Annotated in this window: 13 protein-coding genes; 7 read left to right on the forward strand and 6 right to left on the reverse strand. The window is 43.7% G+C overall.

Annotation, left to right across the window (positions count from 1 at the left end; translation table 11 throughout):
• Position 1: 1 nt before the first annotated feature.
• Positions 2-994 carry a sialic acid TRAP transporter substrate-binding protein SiaP gene (locus AC2A4J_RS06950; protein WP_484175437.1) on the reverse strand — a complete coding sequence of 331 codons (993 nt, stop codon included), beginning with the start codon at positions 992-994 and terminating at the stop codon, positions 2-4.
• 189 nt (positions 995-1,183) lie between these two features.
• Here AC2A4J_RS06950 and AC2A4J_RS06955 point away from each other — a divergent pair, with 189 nt between their 5' ends.
• From AC2A4J_RS06955 to AC2A4J_RS06975, 5 genes are read left to right on the forward strand one after another with little or no spacing between them, the layout of a single operon-like run.
• Positions 1,184-2,065, forward strand: coding sequence for a dihydrodipicolinate synthase family protein (locus AC2A4J_RS06955; RefSeq protein WP_484175438.1), 882 nt, complete (start codon positions 1,184-1,186; stop codon positions 2,063-2,065).
• 34 nt (positions 2,066-2,099) lie between these two features.
• On the forward strand, positions 2,100-2,780 hold the full coding sequence (locus AC2A4J_RS06960; protein WP_114411673.1) for a GntR family transcriptional regulator: 681 nt from the start codon (positions 2,100-2,102) through the stop codon (positions 2,778-2,780).
• A gap of 1 nt (position 2,781) precedes the next feature.
• Complete coding sequence (locus AC2A4J_RS06965) at positions 2,782-5,448, forward strand: alpha-L-rhamnosidase (protein WP_484175439.1); 2,667 nt, start codon at positions 2,782-2,784, stop codon at positions 5,446-5,448.
• A gap of 4 nt (positions 5,449-5,452) precedes the next feature.
• Entirely contained in the window at positions 5,453-7,081 is a 1,629-nt protein-coding gene (locus AC2A4J_RS06970) for an FGGY-family carbohydrate kinase (RefSeq protein ID WP_484175440.1), read from the forward strand.
• A gap of 3 nt (positions 7,082-7,084) precedes the next feature.
• Positions 7,085-8,671, forward strand: a complete 1,587-nt coding sequence (locus AC2A4J_RS06975) for a hypothetical protein (protein ID WP_484175441.1) — start codon at positions 7,085-7,087, stop codon at positions 8,669-8,671.
• Between the two features lie 80 nt (positions 8,672-8,751).
• Here the strand turns inward: AC2A4J_RS06975 and AC2A4J_RS06980 are convergent, their stop codons facing one another.
• Together AC2A4J_RS06980 and AC2A4J_RS06985 are read right to left on the reverse strand one after the other, a co-directional pair.
• The gene (locus AC2A4J_RS06980; protein WP_484175442.1) at positions 8,752-10,431 is read right to left on the reverse strand and encodes an aminotransferase class V-fold PLP-dependent enzyme; all 1,680 of its coding nucleotides are present in this window, start codon (positions 10,429-10,431) and stop codon (positions 8,752-8,754) included.
• A gap of 51 nt (positions 10,432-10,482) precedes the next feature.
• Positions 10,483-10,953, reverse strand: a complete 471-nt coding sequence (locus AC2A4J_RS06985) for an Lrp/AsnC family transcriptional regulator (protein ID WP_441806147.1) — start codon at positions 10,951-10,953, stop codon at positions 10,483-10,485.
• A gap of 285 nt (positions 10,954-11,238) precedes the next feature.
• On the opposite strand from AC2A4J_RS06985, the gene AC2A4J_RS06990 reads away from it, so the two are divergent.
• Together AC2A4J_RS06990 and zigA are read left to right on the forward strand one after the other, a co-directional pair.
• Positions 11,239-12,099: a delta-class carbonic anhydrase gene (locus tag AC2A4J_RS06990; RefSeq protein ID WP_484175443.1), complete on the forward strand. Its 861-nt coding sequence runs from the start codon at positions 11,239-11,241 to the stop codon at positions 12,097-12,099.
• 184 nt (positions 12,100-12,283) lie between these two features.
• The gene (gene zigA, locus AC2A4J_RS06995; RefSeq protein WP_484175444.1) at positions 12,284-13,495 is read left to right on the forward strand and encodes a zinc metallochaperone GTPase ZigA; all 1,212 of its coding nucleotides are present in this window, start codon (positions 12,284-12,286) and stop codon (positions 13,493-13,495) included.
• 63 nt (positions 13,496-13,558) lie between these two features.
• On the opposite strand, the gene AC2A4J_RS07000 is transcribed toward zigA, so the two are convergent.
• From AC2A4J_RS07000 to AC2A4J_RS07010, 3 genes are read right to left on the reverse strand one after another with little or no spacing between them, the layout of a single operon-like run.
• The gene (locus AC2A4J_RS07000; RefSeq protein WP_255828447.1) at positions 13,559-16,756 is read right to left on the reverse strand and encodes an efflux RND transporter permease subunit; all 3,198 of its coding nucleotides are present in this window, start codon (positions 16,754-16,756) and stop codon (positions 13,559-13,561) included.
• Positions 16,756-17,922 carry an efflux RND transporter periplasmic adaptor subunit gene (locus AC2A4J_RS07005; RefSeq protein ID WP_255828448.1) on the reverse strand — a complete coding sequence of 389 codons (1,167 nt, stop codon included), beginning with the start codon at positions 17,920-17,922 and terminating at the stop codon, positions 16,756-16,758. The genes AC2A4J_RS07000 and AC2A4J_RS07005 overlap by 1 nt, the downstream gene beginning before the upstream one ends.
• Complete coding sequence (locus tag AC2A4J_RS07010) at positions 17,919-19,298, reverse strand: TolC family protein (RefSeq protein ID WP_484175445.1); 1,380 nt, start codon at positions 19,296-19,298, stop codon at positions 17,919-17,921. Before AC2A4J_RS07010 ends, AC2A4J_RS07005 begins: the two co-directional genes overlap by 4 nt.
• Positions 19,299-19,339: the final 41 nt, after the last annotated feature.

Genomic DNA, 19,339 nt, shown 5'->3' on the forward strand with positions numbered 1-19,339 from the left:
ATTACTCCTGAGCTAGTTTGTTTATTTCTTCTATTAAACCTTTAGGCCAGTCTTTTGAACGATCAGAGTTTAAGTAATAGCTTTGAACGTGTTTGCGAAAGGCTTCAACGTTAGGAGTAGTAATGGTTAGACCTGCATCTTTAAAGACAGAGATTAGTCGTGCTTCTTCAGATTGACGCTTTTCATTATTCCAATCACAAGCCGTAACGGCTGCTTTTTGCATGGCTTTTTTCTCACCCCTGCTCAGCTTATCCCACGTCTCATTGTTAACAACGATATTGATGGCATCAACTAAATGATCGGTCATGACAATTTGTTTGGTCACTTCATAGAATTTTGCGGCTTCAATAGTAGGAAGCGGATTGTCTTGTGCATCGATGGCGCCTGTTTGTAGCCCTAAATACACTTCACCAAAAGGCATAGGGGTTGCCGATGCACCTAACGCATCACCAAGGAAGAGCCAAGCGTCAGAACCAGGCATTCTTAATTTAACACCCTTTAAATCTTTTGGCGTTTTGATGTCGCGAGTGGTTCTAAGGTTCAGCTCGCGAGTACCTAAATAACAGGCATCTAGAATTTGAACGTCCATCTCTTCTGATACATCTTTCTTAAAGGTTTGACCCACTTTTGAATTTAGAAACGCACGATAGTGCGCAGGGCTTTTAAATAAATAGCCAGATGTAAGTGCGCCATACTTTGGAATAGCGTCAGCAATTAATTGATAGGATAGGTAGGTCATTTCTACATTGCCACGCTGCATAGCATCTAAATCCGCGCCAGCTTTAAATAGAGCACCTGAATCGTATAACTGTATATCAAATCGATTTGGAACGGAGGTATTCAAAGAGTCTTTAAACACCGACATTGCTTTAGTGTGTAGGTCTGAAGGAACAGACGCAGTGGTGAACTTAAGCTCAATAGTTTCATTCGCAAACGCTGGAATGGCAAGAGTTGTGCAGCAACTAATCGCGGCAATTATTGTTTTTAATTTCATGCTTTTCTCCATTTTCATCAATTTTTATTTTTGTAGAGATTGCGGCTTAGGCGCTGGTTTCTAATCTACCAGCTTCCCTTAGCTTGATAAAACTTTACAGGGAAATTTTATCAAAGTATAGACTTATTGTATCAGTTGTATGATTATAGATTTAATCAAAACAACAATAAGTTATTGGAGACTATCTCAATGCATGAATATACGGACTTAAAGGGAGTAATTGGAGCTTCATTAACGCCTACTGATTCGCATCAAAGAATTGATGTGTTAGCACTTAAAGGCCATTGTGATCATATGTTGTCAAAAGGGTGTGGATTTGTATCCGTATTTGGAACAACAGGTGAAGGCGCTTCCTTTTCTGCTCAACAAAAAATACAAGCGTTAGAAGAACTATCGGCCCTTGGGGTGGATATGTCACGCCATATCCCAGGGGTCATTGCCTCATCCATTGATGATGCTGCGTTACTTTATAAAGCCGCAGCGGATCTAGGCTGTCGTGCAGCGCTGATATTGCCTCCTTATTATTATCAGCCTTCAGGTAATGAGGGTGTTGTGAATTTTTATGAAGCGGTAGTTGCTTCAGCTGGGACTCCTGATCTCGATATCGTTTTGTATAACTTTCCATTCTTTAGTGGTGTGCCATTTACGCCTTCTTTAGTTAAAGATGTTGTTGCAAGGTTGGGGGTGCGAATTGTTGGTATCAAAGACTCTACAGGTAATCTTAAAGATGGGTTGGAGTTAGTTGCTAGTTTCCCTGATTTATCAATATTTACCGGAGACGATCGCATTCTGAGTCGTATGGTTAGTGCTGGTGGTGCTGGCATGATAGGCGGTTTACCTAATCTTTTCCCAGAAGATAGCGTGACTTTGTATAAAGGTGGTGTTGATGATGCTTTTGAATCGCGCGCTGCAAAACGTATTGAAGCTATAGACGGTAATGGTGGTTTGATCTCCTTAAAAGCATTGCTATCAGATAAATACAATCAACCTTCTTTTTATAAGCCTTTACCCCCTTTATTACCTCTTTCTGATGATATTAGGACCGCGCTGAAGTTAGAATTAGACCTTTAGTACCTGTTATCAAACTGATTGATCGAGGCAAAAAATGAATGCAAAAGTAGTGACAGCTCCAATTAAATACAATGACGGCCGTATACGTCAGGTGGCTTATGAACAATTTCAAGAAGCTCTATTAGACGGGCGACTTCGACCTGGACAAATGGTTAGTCAGCGAGAATTAGTTGAAATGCTGCATTTATCCATTGGTGCATTAAGAGAGCTTTTGCCGAGGTTACAGTCTGAAAATTTGATTACGGTGCTACCTCAAAAAGGCATCATGATTCCTGCTATTGATTTACAGATGATTCGTGATGCTTTCCAAATGCGTGCAGCGTTAGAAAGAGAGGCTGTTCTGTATGCTTTGAAAAAAATGCCTGAAGAGGTATTGCTAGAGCAAAAAGCACTTCACCTTGAAATCATTGAAGCAGTAAAAGCGGGCTCATCAGAAGAGTTACTTCGTAGAGGGCAGGAAATAGACAGTGGCTTCCATTCATTGCTAATGCAATCAACGCGTAATGAGTTACTCATGGGCGCTTATGATATTAATAATATACGTATACGCCTGATCAAGTTAGATCGAATACGATTGAACTCTCTGACTTTACCTGCGGCCTTTGGTGATCATATTAAAATTATCGATGCACTGTTAGCACGTGATCGAAATGCGGCAATGGAAGCAATGGATCATCATATTGGTAATGCTAGAGAGCGAGCTTTGGAGTTGTAATATGTCTAGGGAATGCATCTATCTTCAAGCTCAAAATTTAAAATGCGAGAGTTTAAGATTACCTCGTGGCCTGAATCAATTGTCCCCTGTGTTGTCTTGGGGGTTAAAAGGTAAGGGGAGGATGTGTTCTTGGCAGATTATTGCTAGTGAATCAAAAGACAATGTCTACCAAGGTAATGGAACCGTCTGGGATAGCGGTGTTATTAAAGACGTTTGCTGTTTTGTTACTTGGGGTGGTAATCCACTATTACGTGATCAGCGAATTTGGTGGGCGGTTCAAGTCTGGGATGAAGAGGGGCAAAGTGCAGGGCGTTCTGAGCCAGTGCAGTTCTTTACTGGGTTGGGTGAAGACGACTGGCAAGCCCAATGGGTAGCTCGCTATTTCGTTTTGCCCGCAGGCCGAGAGATACCACAAGATAATCATTATGATAACCGCTTCCAAGCTCGGCCAGCCGATTATTTGCGCCGACAATTTACCTTAAGCGCTGTGCCAGTTAGAGCGTTTGTTTATGTCAGCGCTCTTGGCTTGTATGAGTTATACCTAAATGGTATACGAGTTGGTGATGACGTTATGGCGCCAAGCTGGACCGACTATCATCGTCGTGTCGAGTATCAAAGCTACGATGTTACTGACTTGCTTGCATCTTCAAACAATGTCATTGGCGCCGTGTTGGGAGAGGGTTGGTATTCTGGACGTGTTGGGCATAATCAAAGACGTGCAGGCAATCATTATGGTGGTCGTCCAGGGCTAATGTTCCAATTGCACATTGAATACGCCGATGGAAGCGTTGAGAAAATCGTTAGTGATGATCAATGGAACACTAAGCAAGGTCCGGTTTGTTACTCAGACTTTTTGGCTGGGGAAATGTATGACGCACGTTTGGAGCTAGTGGATTGGCTCACATCGGAATATGCCGAGGATAACTGGCAACCTGTTGAAGTATATTCGCCTGAGCCAAATGCCCCATTATTAGACGCGAGTCGAGCGGACGGTGTTAAAGAAGTCGCCCGACTTGAAGCGACATCTGTTGAAAAGGCTTCCTCAGGTGAACTTATTTATAATTTTGGTCAAAACTTAGCGGGTTATGTTGAGTTAACAGTGTCAGCGCCAAGAGGAACTGAAATACGAATCAGACACGCTGAGAGACTTGACGAGAAAGGCGACTTATACACTGAAAATTTACGTTATGCCGTTTCTGAAGATATTTATATTTGTAAGGGCGGTGGTGTTGAGTGCTTTAAACCTCACTTTACTTTTCATGGCTTTCAATATGCAGGCGTTAGTTTGTCTGAAGCTGTTTCAGACCTCAGCGTCACAGCCATAGCTATTCAGAGCGACTTACCAGTAAGTGGGAAGATTAACACTGGTAACACTATGCTGAATCAGCTTTTATCAAATATTTTCTGGAGCCAGAGAGGGAACTTTTTAAGCGTGCCAACAGACTGTCCTCAGCGCGACGAACGATATGGTTGGTCTGCTGACGCTCAAGTATTTTGGCGCACCGCTGGCTATTTTATGGATACTTCTGCTTTCCTTAAAAAATGGATGGAAGATCTTATTGATGGTCAGTCTGAAGAAGGTGTTTTCCCCGATGTAGCTCCCACTAAACCATTAAACCCATATCGATTAACGCCACAGCCAGGTGCGCCAGCTTGGGGTGATGCACCGATTATTTTAGCTTGGCATCATTATCTACGTTATGCCGATCTAGATATGTTAGAGCGATGTTGGCAGCCATTTATTAAATGGATGAAAGTCATTGAGTCGACAAACCCTAATGGTATTCGAGTCAATGATGTTCATAACAACTATGGTGATTGGTTAGCCGTTGGCGATGAAACAGATAGAGGGCTTATTAATACCGCTTATTGGATCTATCTTGCAGATATCATGACAAGCATGGCTAAGGCTTTAAATAAAGATAGCTCGTCTTGGTCTGCACTGTCGAAAAAGCTAAGAAACGTATATCTAGAGCAGTTTGTTTTAGAGGACGGTTCATTATCTGGTGATACGCAAACAGCGTATTTATTAGCCTTAGATTTTAAAATATTACCTCAAAGCCATGTTCCTACTGCTGCAGAGCATCTCGTTCGTTTGTTTAAGAGCTCCAATGGACATTTGCAAACGGGTTTCCTTGGTGTACGTCATTTAGCACCCGTTATTAGCGACTACCTTTCTCCCACTCAAGCGATCGATTTACTACTAAAAGACACATATCCGTCTTGGGGATTCTCAATAAAGCAAGGTGCAACCACGATATGGGAGCGCTGGGATGGCTGGACGCCAGAGAAGGGCTTCCAAAGTAAAGCTATGAACTCTTTCAATCATTATGCCTACGGTGCTATTGGTGAATGGGTCTGGGCTCGACTTGCTGGAATTGACTGGGATGAGGCGTCCCCTGGTTATACCAATGTAAAAATGAGCCCTATCTTTGATAAAAGAATTGGGTTCGTCGAAGCGGAATATGAGGCATGCACTGGCCTTATAAAAAGTCATTGGGAAATGAATAAAGACAATCCAGAAGAAGTGAGTTGGGTTGTAGAGCTACCGCCAAATGTTAGCGCATCGATAACATTGTCTGATCCGTGGCGCTTTCAAAAAGAAAAGGACTTTGTGCTTGCTTCAGGAACCCATTCGATGAATATAAAAATATATAAGGAAAAATAATAATATGACCTTTTTTATTGGTATTGATGTCGGTACTGGCAGTGCAAGGGCAGGAGTTTTTGACTCTGAGGGGAATTTAAAAAGTACCTCAGCCCAAGCCATCGAAACATATCGCCCACTAGAAAATTTTGCACAGCAAAGTAGTGCTGACATATGGGAGGCAGTTTGTACGGCGACGAAAACTGCGATAGCTGATGCCAATATATCGTCGTCAGAAATAGTGGGAGTGGGGTTTGATGCCACTTGCTCTCTTGTCGTTACTGATGCCAGTGATGGGCCTGTTAGTGTGGATCCAGCAGGTTGGGCTCACCAAAACGTGATGTTATGGATGGATCACCGTGCCATAGAAGATGCCGATGAAATAAATGCAATTGGCGGTTCGGTTTTAAAGCATGTTGGTGGTCGTATTTCTCCTGAAATGGAGCTGCCAAAATTACGTTGGATGAAGCGTGAACTACCACAGAGCTGGAAAAATGCTGCTCAATTTTGGGACTTGCCAGATTGGTTAGTTCACCGGGCCACCAATAGTTTCACGCGCTCGCTGTGCTCAACCGTATGTAAATGGACCTATTTAGGTCACAAAGGCTTTGCTGGAGAAGGTTGGGACGATGACTTTTTGTCTTCCATAGGGCTGGAAGATTTAGTTGCGGATGGACATGCCTCTATTGGCTCAACGCTCGCAGTTCCGGGTGAACGTTGTGGTGTGCTGAGCGAACAATCGGCAGCGGAACTTGGTTTGGTTGCCGGTATTGCGGTATCCGCTAGTTTAATTGATGCCTATGCTGGTGCATTAGGGACATTGGGGCTTGATATTGGTGAATCGCCTATAGACTCTCGTCTTGCAGTTATTGCAGGTACGTCGACTTGTCATATTGCTTTTAATACTAAGCCGATTTTTGTTCCCGGTGTTTGGGGGCCATATTTCGGCGTAACCCTACCTGATATGTGGGCTTTAGAAGGCGGTCAGTCTGCAGCTGGTGCACTTATGGACGCTGTTGTTGCTCGTCATAGCGCCTCTGTCCCACTTGCTATTGAAGCTAAAAAACAAGGCAAAAGAATTTCCGATTTGATCGAAGACAGACTCGCTAGTATGGCTGAGGAAACGGCGTTTTTAGCGTCGACTCGTCATGTGCAACCTGACTTTCATGGAAACCGCTCTCCTTTGGCTGACCCTTGGAGAAAAGGTGCCGTAGTTGGGCTAGGTATGAGTGCAGACTTTGATGATTTGGCACTCGACTACTTAGCCACGATACAAGCTTTGGCTTATGGCACACGGCATATTATTGAAGAAATGCGTGCTCAGGGAGCGGTTATAAATACGCTTGTTATGAGTGGCGGTCTAGCTAGAAATGCACTTTATGTTCGTGAGCATGCTGATGCTACAGGTTGTCAGGTGTTGGTGCCAGATCAAAAAGAGCCTGTGCTATTAGGCTGTGCCATGTTGGGAGCAGTTGCTGCGGGTGAGTTTACTGATCTAAGGCAAGCAATGAAGGTGATGTCCGGTCAAGGTCATATGGTCGAACCAAGACAAGGTTCTATCAATAATTATCACAATAATAAATACAAGGTGTTTCGGAAGATGCAAAACGATTATTCCGAGTATACCGCCATGATGATGACGAAGGAGAAATAGTCTATGAGCCAAATTACATTAGTTGCTAGTGGTGATTTAAGAGAAGGGGCCAATGTTGTGTGTTGGCCTACACAAAAAGCAATGGAAGCAAAGCTAACCAACGTATTGGCAGACCTTGGGCATGAGTTAGTTCGTGCTCATCCTGAAAAAGCGGCTGGGCATGGCTTTATTGCAAGCCAGCGTGAAGGCATGGATATATTTGCAACGATTGATCCTGATGCTCCTTTAATTGTCGCAGAAGCGGTTTGGCAATACTCGCACCATGTCTTAGCGGGTTTAACGACTCACCGAGGGCCTATTTTGACTGTCGCCAATTGGTCTGGTCAATATCCAGGTTTGGTGGGCTTGCTGAATATTAATGCCTCTATGACCAAAGCTAATGTGGATTATTCTACTATTTGGTCAGAAAATTTTGACGATGATTTCTTCTTAAAAGGTATCAATGAATGGTTGAGTACTGGAAAAGTTACTCATGATTCATCGCATGTTAGAGCATTCGAAAAGACTATAAATGAAGCTGATCATAAGTTGGTTGCGGAAATTGCAGCCGATATTCGTCACAATAAAGTCATCTTAGGGGTTTTTGATGAAGGCTGTATGGGTATGTATAACGCCATCATTCCTGATGAATTACTCATGCCTATGGGCATCTTTAAAGAAAGGTTGTCACAATCAACTTTGTATCATGCGACATTGCAAGTGCCTGATGAAGAAGCAGCCGAAGCGTATCAGTGGATGCTAGATAAAGGCATGACGTTCCATTATGGCCCAAACCCTGAGACAGATTTAACGGAAGCGCAAGTTCTTGGGCAATGCAAGATGTACATTGCATCTGTTCGTTTAGCTGATCAGTTTGGGTGTGAAGCTATAGGCATTCAATATCAGCAAGGCTTGAAGGATTTGCTGCCTGCTTCTGATTTAGCTGAAGGTATGCTAAATAATGAAGACCGTCCTGATGTAAAGCGTGCAGATGGAAGTGTTATTCGCCAAGGGCAAGCGATAGTGCATTTTAATGAAGTGGATGAGTGTGCGGCATTAGATGGTGTTTTAATCAATCGTTTGCATCGAGCGCTTGGGCAGCCTGTTGAAAATACGCTGCATGATATTCGCTGGGGGTCATATGATCCTACAGGTAGCTGTGATGATTATGTGTGGGTTTTTGAAATATCGGGTGCTGTACCGCCAGCTCACCATGAAGGTGGTTGGGCTGGTTCAGAGAGCTTACGTCAACCATTGATGTATTTCCCATTTGGCGGAGGTTCTTTACGAGGTATTGCGAAAGCAGGAAACATTATCTGGTCAAGAATATATGTCCAACAAGGTGCTCTTCATATGGATCTTGGTCGTGGCAAAGCGGTTGATTTACCCGAAGAAGAAGTGGCTCGTCGTTCTCAATCTACTACCCCTGAATGGCCAATTATGAACGCGGTACTTAAAGGGATCAGTCGTGATCAAATGATGGCACGACACAAAGCTAACCACATTCAAGTTGTTTACGCGCACTCTGAGGCGGATGCTGAGCGTGCAATGTACGCGAAAGGGGCGCTCGCAAAAGAGCTTGGCATAGAAGTACATCTCTGTGGTGTGTAAGGTCTGTCAGTAATAATTACAAAGTAAGCGTAATAATAAAAGCAGCTATCATTTTGGTGGCTGCTTTTATTTTGTATTAACTAAACAAAATCCTCAGCCAATACGAAGCGTTTGATGTCGTTGAACTCTTTGTTAAAAGGCTGTGGCTGCGATGTGTATTTCCCTGCTAGGCAGTCTTTGATTATCTCTTCGGCTTGTTTTAGATAAGTGTTTTTATCTTCTGTTCTATCTGTTGTTTGCTCTGTCTGTGGTTGCTGTGTTTCTGTTTGCGAGAACAATAGCTCGTTAAGCGACTTAGGCGTGTTGGATTGTCCTTGGAAGCGCCATAAATCCGAAGTTTGATTATAAGCGTAGTAAGGCAAAAGCGTGGTGCCGTGTTTCGCGACAAAATCGATCGCATCCAAAATAAACATGGCTTCTGCATCGTCTAAGAAGTAATTCAAATTGAAGCGAACCCAACCCGGTTTTACGAGTTTCTCACCTTGTTTCAATGCTACTTGAATACGCTCTGATTCCGTTTTGTCTATGCCTAAAAGCTGGTGGCCATATGGGCCAGCACATGAGCAACCGCCGCGAACTTGAATACCAAATACATCATTTAATAACGCAGTAACAAAGCCATGATGTAAATAACCCAATTCGGTTTTGATACGAAATGCGGTAATCGATAAGCGTTCTGCATCTGCGTGGCCCAAGCGTTCGATATTCGTTTGCTGCTGCCAATGCTTGTCGATGAGTTGCACAAGTGCGTGCTCACGAGTTTCGATGGCTTTTTCGCCAACCGCTTGTTTGAGCTGGAATACTAATCCGGCGCGAATCGATTCAATGATGCTTGGTGTACCACCTTCTTCTCTGCGCTCGCCAACGGGCAAAAATGTATGATCTTTCGGTGTCACAAAAGACACGGTTCCACCGCCCACGTGGCTTGGTGTTTGGTTGCCGATGATGGCTTTTTTGACGACTAGAACGCCTGGTGTGCCAGGGCCACCGATAAATTTATGAGTAGAGAAAAAGATTGCATCTTTGGCAAGAGCTGGGTCTGAACTTGGGTTCATATCCAATTTGACGTAAGGCGCAGCAGCGGCAAAATCCCAAAAAGCCAGAGCGTTATAGCGATGAAGTAAGCTGCTAATGGCGTCTTGATCACACAAAATTCCTGTGACGTTAGATGCGGCACTGAAACTGCCGATGAGTCGTTTATTCGGCTTTGCCTGTAATTGGCTTTCTAGGGTAGCTAAACATACACCACCGTCTTTTGATTCAGGAATTCTAATAACTTCAATACCCAATTCGCGCCAAGGTAATTCGTTGGAGTGATGTTCATAAGGTCCAATGAATACCGTCGTTTGGGATTTTTCTTCGGTGCTAAGTTGGCGTAAGCCCAATTGGCTAATTAAGGTATTAATCGCGCTGGTGGCGCCGCTACCGCAAAATATCACTAAATCATCTATTGATGCGTTAACCGCCTCTCGGATTTGCTGGCGAGCTTGTTCTCGAAAGGTGGTGGTTTGTTGGCCGGTGGCGTTGGCTTCGGTATGTGTGTTGGCGTAAAGCGGCAACACATGATTGCGAATGGCGTCTTCGATAAAATCGAGACTGCGACCCGATGCCGTGTAGTCAGCGTAGGTAAGTGCTCTTTTGCCAAATGGTGTATTTATTTGCGTGTCTTTGCCTATGATGCCATCACGAATACGAGCGAATAAAGTCTCACTATTAGATAGGGTTTGCTTGGTTGTATTTTCTGCGGCAGCAATGGACATAACTCTTTCCTCATTTGGCTGGCCGCATCGATACACTTGTTCGTTCACCGCTTATTCTTTTGGGCTAGGCAAGGGCAACTGAGTTGTCCACTTGATCTGCTCCATGGCGAAGTTTGAGGTGACGTCGGTTAATGCGGTGGCACTAATTAATCGTTTATAAAATTTGTCATACGCTGGAATGTCTTTCACCAGCACGCGTAATAAGTAATCGTACTCTCCCGCCATGCGGTAAAATTCAACCACTTCGGGAAATTCTGCCACGACGCGGGCAAACTCTTCTGCCCAACTTGCATCGTGTTGGTTGGTTTTCACTTGTACAAAAACAGATACGCCAAGGCCAAGTTTGTCTGCGTCTAACAGCGCGACACGGCGTTTGATAAAACCGGCGTTTTCTAGCTTTTGAACGCGTCGCCAGCAAGGGGTTTTGGATAAGCCAACTTGCTGAGCCATAGACTCTGTGGAAATACTATCATCACTTTGAATTAAGGCAAGCAGTTGCAAATCTATGTCATCTAAGTGCATTTTGTTCTCTTTTTCATTTAATTTTTAGAAATATATTTCTTATTGTCGTGTTTTTTCTTGTTATTCGCAATCTCATCCTTTTGTCGTGTTGGATAGTGGAATTTCGTTTTTTTATTTGGTGCGAAAAATATCGTATAAATTCGAATTATTTAAGGAGAAAGTAAATTAAGGCGGTGTTAAGTGCAAAAAATTAGCAATGAAAGGCTTGGATTGAATGTTCTCTGGGCTTTTTAGTCTCAACGCTGCGTTAGAAATGTATTAGGGATTTTCTATTTAAGGATATTTATGAAAGCGGTTAATGTTGTTCGCGGTATCGGTCTAACTTTAGTTTCAGGTGCTGTCTTTGCAGCGAATAAAGGTGCAGTGCCAGATGGCTTTATTTTGAAGCAGCGCCAAGCACTACAAGAAAGCACAATAGGACGAGATGTTGGGCCACAATCTCCAAGGGATATAGATAAGCTCTTCGGGCGCAATCTTCAAACTTTCGCGCAAGCACCAGCATCGAACAAGATGAACCTATGTAATATTCATTTTCACAAAAATGCTGAACACAAGGGCGGAGATTTTACTCAGTATGCTGGTAATGGTGACGGCCAAGGGTTTCAAACGGGTTATCTTTATTCTGGTCAGCTTACTCTGGAAGAGCTGAAGCCAGTTAAGGATGGTGCTATCTGCAAGGGCAAACATAGTGAGCTTTACCCTGGTGATACTATTGAGGCGCACTATGTGTATTCCAGTGCTAAGGTTGAACCTGGGCCGACTTTAGCTGCTTGTGTCGTCAAGGGTGAAGCTATGCCTCAGTTGCGAGTAGAAGCTCAAGTGTATGTTCTGGTCAATGATGATCAGGCACTGAAATTTAATGCTTTGACAGCCCACGATGTTCGACATAGCTTGTATCAAGCAACGGGAATTCCTAAGCACACTGGTGACCCTGTAACTTATGCAGGGTCAACGACAGGTCCTAGTTACAATACAAAAGCCTCACCCTTTCAAGTTACATGGAATGTTCGGCCCAAGGTGGCTAAGGTTGATATTCAATCTGTAGGAGACTGGTGCGATAGTCAAAATATATACCAAGAAGACCATGCCCATGGTGTAAGAAATTTAATAACCAATCCAGATTTACTTTCAAATACAGCTGATTGAACGGCTTATTATCTATTCCTGTGTATCGCTCTGACCCTCTATGTAAGCCCTCTTATAGAGGGCTGTTTTAAGTCTATTTCTTAGTTCATTATTTTATTGTGAATGTTCCATTAAAAAGGCATCTATCTCAATCTATTGAAATGTTATATCATAACATTTCAATAGATTCTTGTGGGAGAGGTTCATGACAGCTATACAAAGCAAATTGCCGGTGACGGTGTTATCTGGTTTTTTAGGTGCAGGAAAGACGACGGTATTAAGTCATATATTAAATAACCGTGAAGGTTTGAGGGTCGCGGTGATTGTGAACGATATGAGTGAAATCAATATCGATGCGGCGACGATTAAACAAGAAGTGTCGCTAAATCGCAGTGAAGAAAAGTTAGTAGAAATGAGCAATGGCTGCATCTGCTGCACGCTAAGAGAGGACTTATTAATAGAGGTTCGAAAGCTTGCCGAGGCGAATAGCTTTGATTACTTAGTGATTGAATCAACCGGTATTTCGGAACCTTTGCCTGTAGCAGAAACCTTTACATTTGCGGATGAGGATGGCGTGAGTTTATCAGATATTTCACGTCTTGATACCATGGTGACGGTTGTTGATGCGGTGAATTTCATGAAGGATTATGAAGCGGCTACCTCATTGCAGGAAACGGGTGAGTCACTTGGTGAGGAAGATGAACGTAGCGTGGCGGATTTGTTGATTGATCAAGTCGAGTTTGCCGACATTATTTTGATCAGTAAAACCGACTTAGTGAGCGAAGCAGAATTGCGACAATTAGAATCCATCCTGCGTAGTTTCAATACAGAAGCGGAAATTATCCCCATTCATCAAGGCAAAATAGAGCCTAAGCGCTTGCTAGGCACAGGTAAATTTAGCTTTGAAAAGGCACAGCAAGCAGCTGGCTGGCTAAAAGAAATGCGTGGTGAGCATGTACCCGAAACAGAAGAGTATGGCATTGGCAGTTTTTCCTATTTGGCTCGACGACCTTTTCATCCCCAGCGATTTTTTGACTTTCTTCATGGAACAGAAGCTTATGGAAAGCTGTTGCGCTCGAAAGGATTCTTTTGGTTAGCAACTCGCCCCGAGTTTGCTGGGCAATGGAGTCAGGCGGGTGGTATTGCGCATTATGGTTTTGCGGGTATGTTCTGGAAGGCGGTTCCCAAAGACAAATGGCCACAAGATCCAGAATACCTTGAATCGATAGCCAATCAATGGGTTGAACCCTTTGGTGATATGCGTCAGGAACTGGTTTTTATAGGTCAGAACCTAAATAAAGAGGCGGTCATTGAAGCCTTAGATAGCTGCTTGCTAAGCGAACAAGAACTACTGGCAGGAAAAAATGCATGGTCTACTCTACCAGATCCATTTCCTGAGTGGGATGAAGTTGCTTAGGACCGTATTTCATTAATAAACGCAAAGACTCCCTATCTTAATAAGACAGGGAGTCTTTTTTTACTATTCTTTGTTTTCGCTAATCGGCTCTAACACTTCTACAGTCTTATTTTTTAATCGATCAATGAGCAGATGAATATCTTCTTTGATCATCAATAAAACAGGGATCAAAATTAGTGTAATAACGGTGGCGAACATGATGCCGTAACCAAGTGAAACCGCTGCTGGAATCAATGCTTGAGCTTGCCTTGAGGTTTCCCACAAAATTGGAATGAGTCCCGCAAAAGTGGTGAAAGACGTTAGCAAAACCGCGCGTAAACGGCTTTGGCAAGCTTGGCGAATAGCTTGTTTTACATGCACTGTGTCTTTGCGAATGTCGTTGAATCGTGAAACCAGCAACAAACTGTCGTTTACCACCACGCCACTCAGAGCCAAGATGCCATTGAGCGAGAAAATGCTTAAGGCGAGATCATTTATCCAGTGGCCTAAAAGAGCACCAATGATGCCAAATGGAATCGCCATCATGATAATGATTGGCTGGCTGTAAGATTTTAACGGAATCGCTAGCAAGGCATAAATGATCAGTAGTGCCAGCATAAACATTTTAGCCAAAGACGATTCTGTTTCTTCTTGTTCTTGAGCCTCGCCTGAAAAATTAAAATTCACACTGGAAAATTGCTTTTGCAAATTAGGCATGATGGCGCTTTGCAGATAGTCGACCACTTCTGTAGAGGACATGACGTCTTTGTCTACTTCGGCTGAAAGATAATAAGAGCGCTTACCATCAATACGGATAATGTCGGTCTGAACTTCTGTTTTCGTTAAGCGTGCCACGGTCGAAAGTGGAATTCTTGAACCATTTTCGAGAGCGATTTTGGTGTCCATCACCGCCGCGGGAGATTCTTGTTGATCTTTAGGGAAGCCTAAACGAACTTCAATCTCGTCGTTATCTCGTTGGTATTTTTGCACCACGGTGCCATCGAAATTTTGTGCCACTTGGCTGGCGAGATCCTTGGTGTCGAGCCCCAATAAACGCCCTTGTTCTGTTAGATCAAGCGCTAAACGGGCTTCAGGAGGAGTATCAAACTTTTCCACACCGGTTACGGCTGGTACAGCGTTTAATTTTTCAATCAAGGTTTCTATTGCGCCGTCTAGTGCACTGGAATTACTACTGGTTAGCTCTACATACAGAGCATCTACCGTGTCTTGACCATAGCGAATACGTAAGCTTTTTACGCCTTCGACTTGTGCTGAAATGTCCTGCCATTTACTGGTGAATTGTCTTGAATTGTAATAAGGCGAACCACTGACCAGTTCGACGCGAAAGTTACCGGCTTGATCGCCATTTGACGCTGTTTGTATATGTTTGATACCTGTTGCTTGCGGTGATGTATCAGCGGGGATTTTGCCTTTTTTCTTCGCTTCTTGAATGAGTTCTTTATCGGCTTGATAGGCTTTTTGTTCGATAATCAAGAGCGCCTTTTGCGTTTCTCCGTAGCTGCTATCACTCTGCATAGTTAAAGTGGTACGTACCGAATCTCCCGGAATACGAGGGAAGAAACTCATGCGAATGTCGCCCGTAAATGGCATCGACATAACCAAAGCAAATAAGGTAACGAAAGCAACACACATTGCGTAGCGTTGCTGTAATGCAAAGTCTATGGCTGGTCGGTAGAGTTTGTCGCTGAAAAACTGTAAGCCTTTATCCGCGCCACCTTGAATGATTGCCCAAAAAGAAGACAAGATATTATTTGGCTTGGATTTTCGAGTATTTAGGTGAGACAAGTGCGCCGGTAAAATGATTTTCGACTCGATCACAGAGAGTACCAAGCAGATGGCTACAACGATGGCGAATTGGGAATAAATCTGTCCGAGTCGTCCATCGATATTGGACAAAGCCCAGAATGCCGCCACAGTAGTAAACACACCAAATAACGTTGGCACAGCCACTTCCATGGTGCCTTTAATGGTATTGCCTAATGTGTCTCCATCTCTGGCTCGGGTGGCATAAATACTTTCTCCAACCACCACAGCGTCATCGACCACAATTCCTAACGCAAGGATAAAGCCGAAAGTAGTGATCATGTTCAAAGTGAGGTCAATGCTGCTGGTTCCCATGGCAAAAATAGTGCCGAAAAAAATGAAAGGCAAGCCCATGGCGACCCAGAATGCCACAGTGATATTGAGGAAAATCGCCAGTAATACAAATACCAATAACACGCCAGTCAGGGCATTTTTGATCATCAAGTCTAAACGTTGGTTGATAGATTCACTGCGATCATTCCAAGTAGTGAGTTGCACTTGAGACGGCAAACGGTCGCTTTGTTTCCATTTATCCACCACTTTTTTGGTGGCTTCCACTGTATTGATGATGTCGTCGTTACCCGTGGTATTGACACGAATCGACAGGCTGTCTTTTTGATTAAAACGCGACAACACAAACTCATCATCGTCAAAAGTGTCTCTAATGGCCGCGATATCACCCAGTTTGATATTACCGCCCGTGGCGTTGGTCTTGATGATGATATTGCTAAATTGCTGTTTGAAATAGGCTTGTTCTGCGGCGCTGATTTTCAAGTAAACATCTTTGTTACTTAACGCTGCGACTCGCGATGTTGCTGATTCGGCCGTTATCGCAGCGCTTAGATTCGACAAGGTCAAGCCGTAAGCTTCGAGTTTGTTTTTGTCGACGTCAATTAACATGATGGGATTTAACGTGCCAGAAATACCCACAGAGTTAATTTGCTCATCGGAAAGCAAGTCGGTTTTTAGCTCATCTGCCAGCTTTTGTAGGGTGCGTCTGTCTGCATCACCATAAAGTTGAATAATAATAGCCAGCTCGGAACGTGTGTCCTTGGTGATTACGGCTCGGTCTGCCTCACTCGGAAAGGAATTGATCTCGCCGACTTTGTCTTTGATGTCCGAAAACACATTGTCAAGATCGTAACCGTCTTTGACTTCAATGCTGACTTTTGCACCGCTCGCTGAAGACGTCGACATGATGTTCTTGATGCCTTCTACGCCTTGCAGTTTTTGTTCGATGGGAATGGCAATGCCTTCTTCGCTTTCTTTGGCCGAACCACTGTCGTAGCTGACATTAATGTCTATGCCGTTGGGAGGAAGTGTCGGAAAGCTTTTTTTATTTAGTGATCCCATGTTGATAACACCGAGGGAAATAACAAGCAGCATTAATAGGTTAGCGGCTACAGGGTTGCCTGCAAACCACGGAATAATACCTTTTGGTTGATCTGGTGGATTCATTATTGAGACTGCTCTGACGGATTAACAAGAGTGTTTTTTAAATAGCTACTAAATGGCTTTTTAATGACTTGATAGGCTCGGTTTCTAAGAGTTTCAGGCACCAAAATGTAGATGGATTGGGAATCAACGAAAAACGGCGTGGTATCAAAAGCATCAAGGCGTTTTTCGTCATTCACGTACCAAATTTCACTTTTCTGACTTAAGGCTGTGCTTGGCAGTTTCCATAAATTATCAATGGCTTTGCCTTCTAATTGTGTGGTGACAAATGATCCGGGGAAGAGCGGTGGTGTTTGATCCAGTGGTGAATCAACACCGACAATTAAACTGCGCATTCTGGTGGTGGTATCAATGTGTTGATCTATACCGATAACGCGGCCTTGCCATTGGTCATTGGAATCTATGCTATGGATAATCACGGAGGTGCGACGGTTAAGTAGCGTTTTCATGTCAGGCAACTTTTGCCAATCGGTACTGGCAAGATTAATGGTGATTTCGGCTCGGTCTGTGCTGTATAAAGTAGCCACTTCGCCGCCTGAGCTTAAGTAAGAGCCAGGTGAAATACTGCGACTGATTACTAGTGCATCAAATGGGGCGACGATTTCAGTATGTTTTAGATTGTCTTGGGCTTCCAATAATGCGGCTTTTGCTGAGTCTACTTCCGCTTTCGCGCTGGCCAGTTGAGGAACTCGTAATACCAGATCAGAATCTGGATCGCCTTTAAACCCTGCGGCTTTCCATTCAGCTCGGGCTTGATCGCCTTGGCGCATTTCTTCTTTTAGTGCTAGCTCAGCACTGGCTAAGTTTTTCCTGGCATTGGCGACCGCGCTGTTGAGCTCTTTGTTGTTTAAACTGACGAGTCGGTCGCCTTTTTTTACACGTTGTCCTGCTTCTAATTGATCTGATACTTTGATCACTTCGCCACTGACTTTGCTGTTCAGAGTTAATTTGTATCTTGGGTTGGCAATGCCAGAAGCCTGGATAGTGGCTTTATGGCTGGAGGCGATAACCGAAATAACGCTCACGTCTAGAGCTTCTTCTTTCTTCTCAGGCAGCGGTCGACCAATGTCATACGCTTTTTTGTTTAGGGCGTTGTCTATATAAAAATAAGCAGCGACTGCGACAAGCAAAGAGAGGATAAGTAGTATCCATTGTGAAGAGGTTTTCATTGTTGCTGGACTCCAAGGCCTAACGCCACGCCTAAAGTGATTCGATTCGATAAGTGATTGTAAATTAGCCCATCAAGTTGGGCTTCTAGGTCAAAAGTGGTTTTTTGTGTGGCAATTAAATCACTGAGTTGCACCAGTCCGCTGCGATATTTTTTTTCATACTGGGCAAGGTTACTGCGAGAGCTGGCAAGCGCTTCTCTGATATGGCTGACTTGTTGCTGTAAGACTTTTTCTTGTCCTATGGCGTTTTCCACTTCATTGACCGCGGTTAGTAAAGTATTGCGATAAGCTTGATAAGCTTTGGCTGTATTCAGCTTAGCAACTTCTCTGGCGGCCTTGAGTTTACCGCCTTGGTAAAGCGGCTGAGTTAACTGTGCCACTAATGACCAAACTGGCGAAGTAAATAATGCCATGCGAGGTGAGTCTGCTGATTGGCTTAAAGCCGCGCTCAAGCTGATTGATGGCAGCATGTTTTTATAAGCCACTGTGGTATTTAGGTCCGCAGCTTCAATATTTAGATAAGCTGATTTTAAATCAGGTCTGCGTTGTAGGCTTTGGTTTGGCAATTCGTCAAGGGTTAGGCTGACTTTCGGGTAATCTGTGTTAGGTGATAGGTTTAATGGTTCTGCGGTGCCGAGTAGGAGCTGCAACTCACGTTTGTTGACTTCGAAGTCTTCTTTGAATTGCGCAAGATTGGCTCTTGATTGCGAGGTAGAAGTTCGTGCTTCATCCATTTTTTCAAGGTTGTCTAGCCCGTTTTTAAAACGTTTTATGATGCGTTTTTCATTGGCTTCTAGTAGCGCAAGCCTTTGTTGCTCGATATTAATGGCGTGTTGCTTGGCGGTTAATGATAACCAGGCTTTCATCACGTTTGCCACTAGAGTGTCTCGGCTAGCTTGATAAAGTGCTTCGTCGCTGGCTAAGGTTTTGCTGGCGGCTTGTTCTGTATTGGCTAGTGTCCCCCAAACATCCAATTGCCAACTAACACTGATATCGGCACTGTAATTTGTATCTGATTCTTTGGCTTTTTTCGAAGAGACGCTGGCATCCACTGTGGGAAGTTGGTTACCTTGGGTGCTTTTTAGTTCCCATAAGCTAGATTGTAGAGTGAGTAGGGTACTTTGTAAGTTTGGGTTCGCTGTAAGGGCTTGTTGGATTAATTCATCTAATACTGGATCTTGAATCAGATCGGTTAAATGGCTGGCAGGCGCTACAGTGTCTAACGTATCCCATTGCGATACTTTTTCACTACTGACTTTATTTAGTTCTTGTTTTGCAAGATTGGCAAAATTTTTGCGGCTTTCTGTCGCGCTACATGCAGCGAGGCTCAGGCAAAGAAAGAAGAGCCCTAAGTATCGTAAAGGCCTGTTTTGCATTCATTTAATCCTAATGGGTGTCTATCTATTAAGGCCATCGT

It is taken from the genome of Marinomonas sp. ATLA20 (assembly GCF_057180105.1).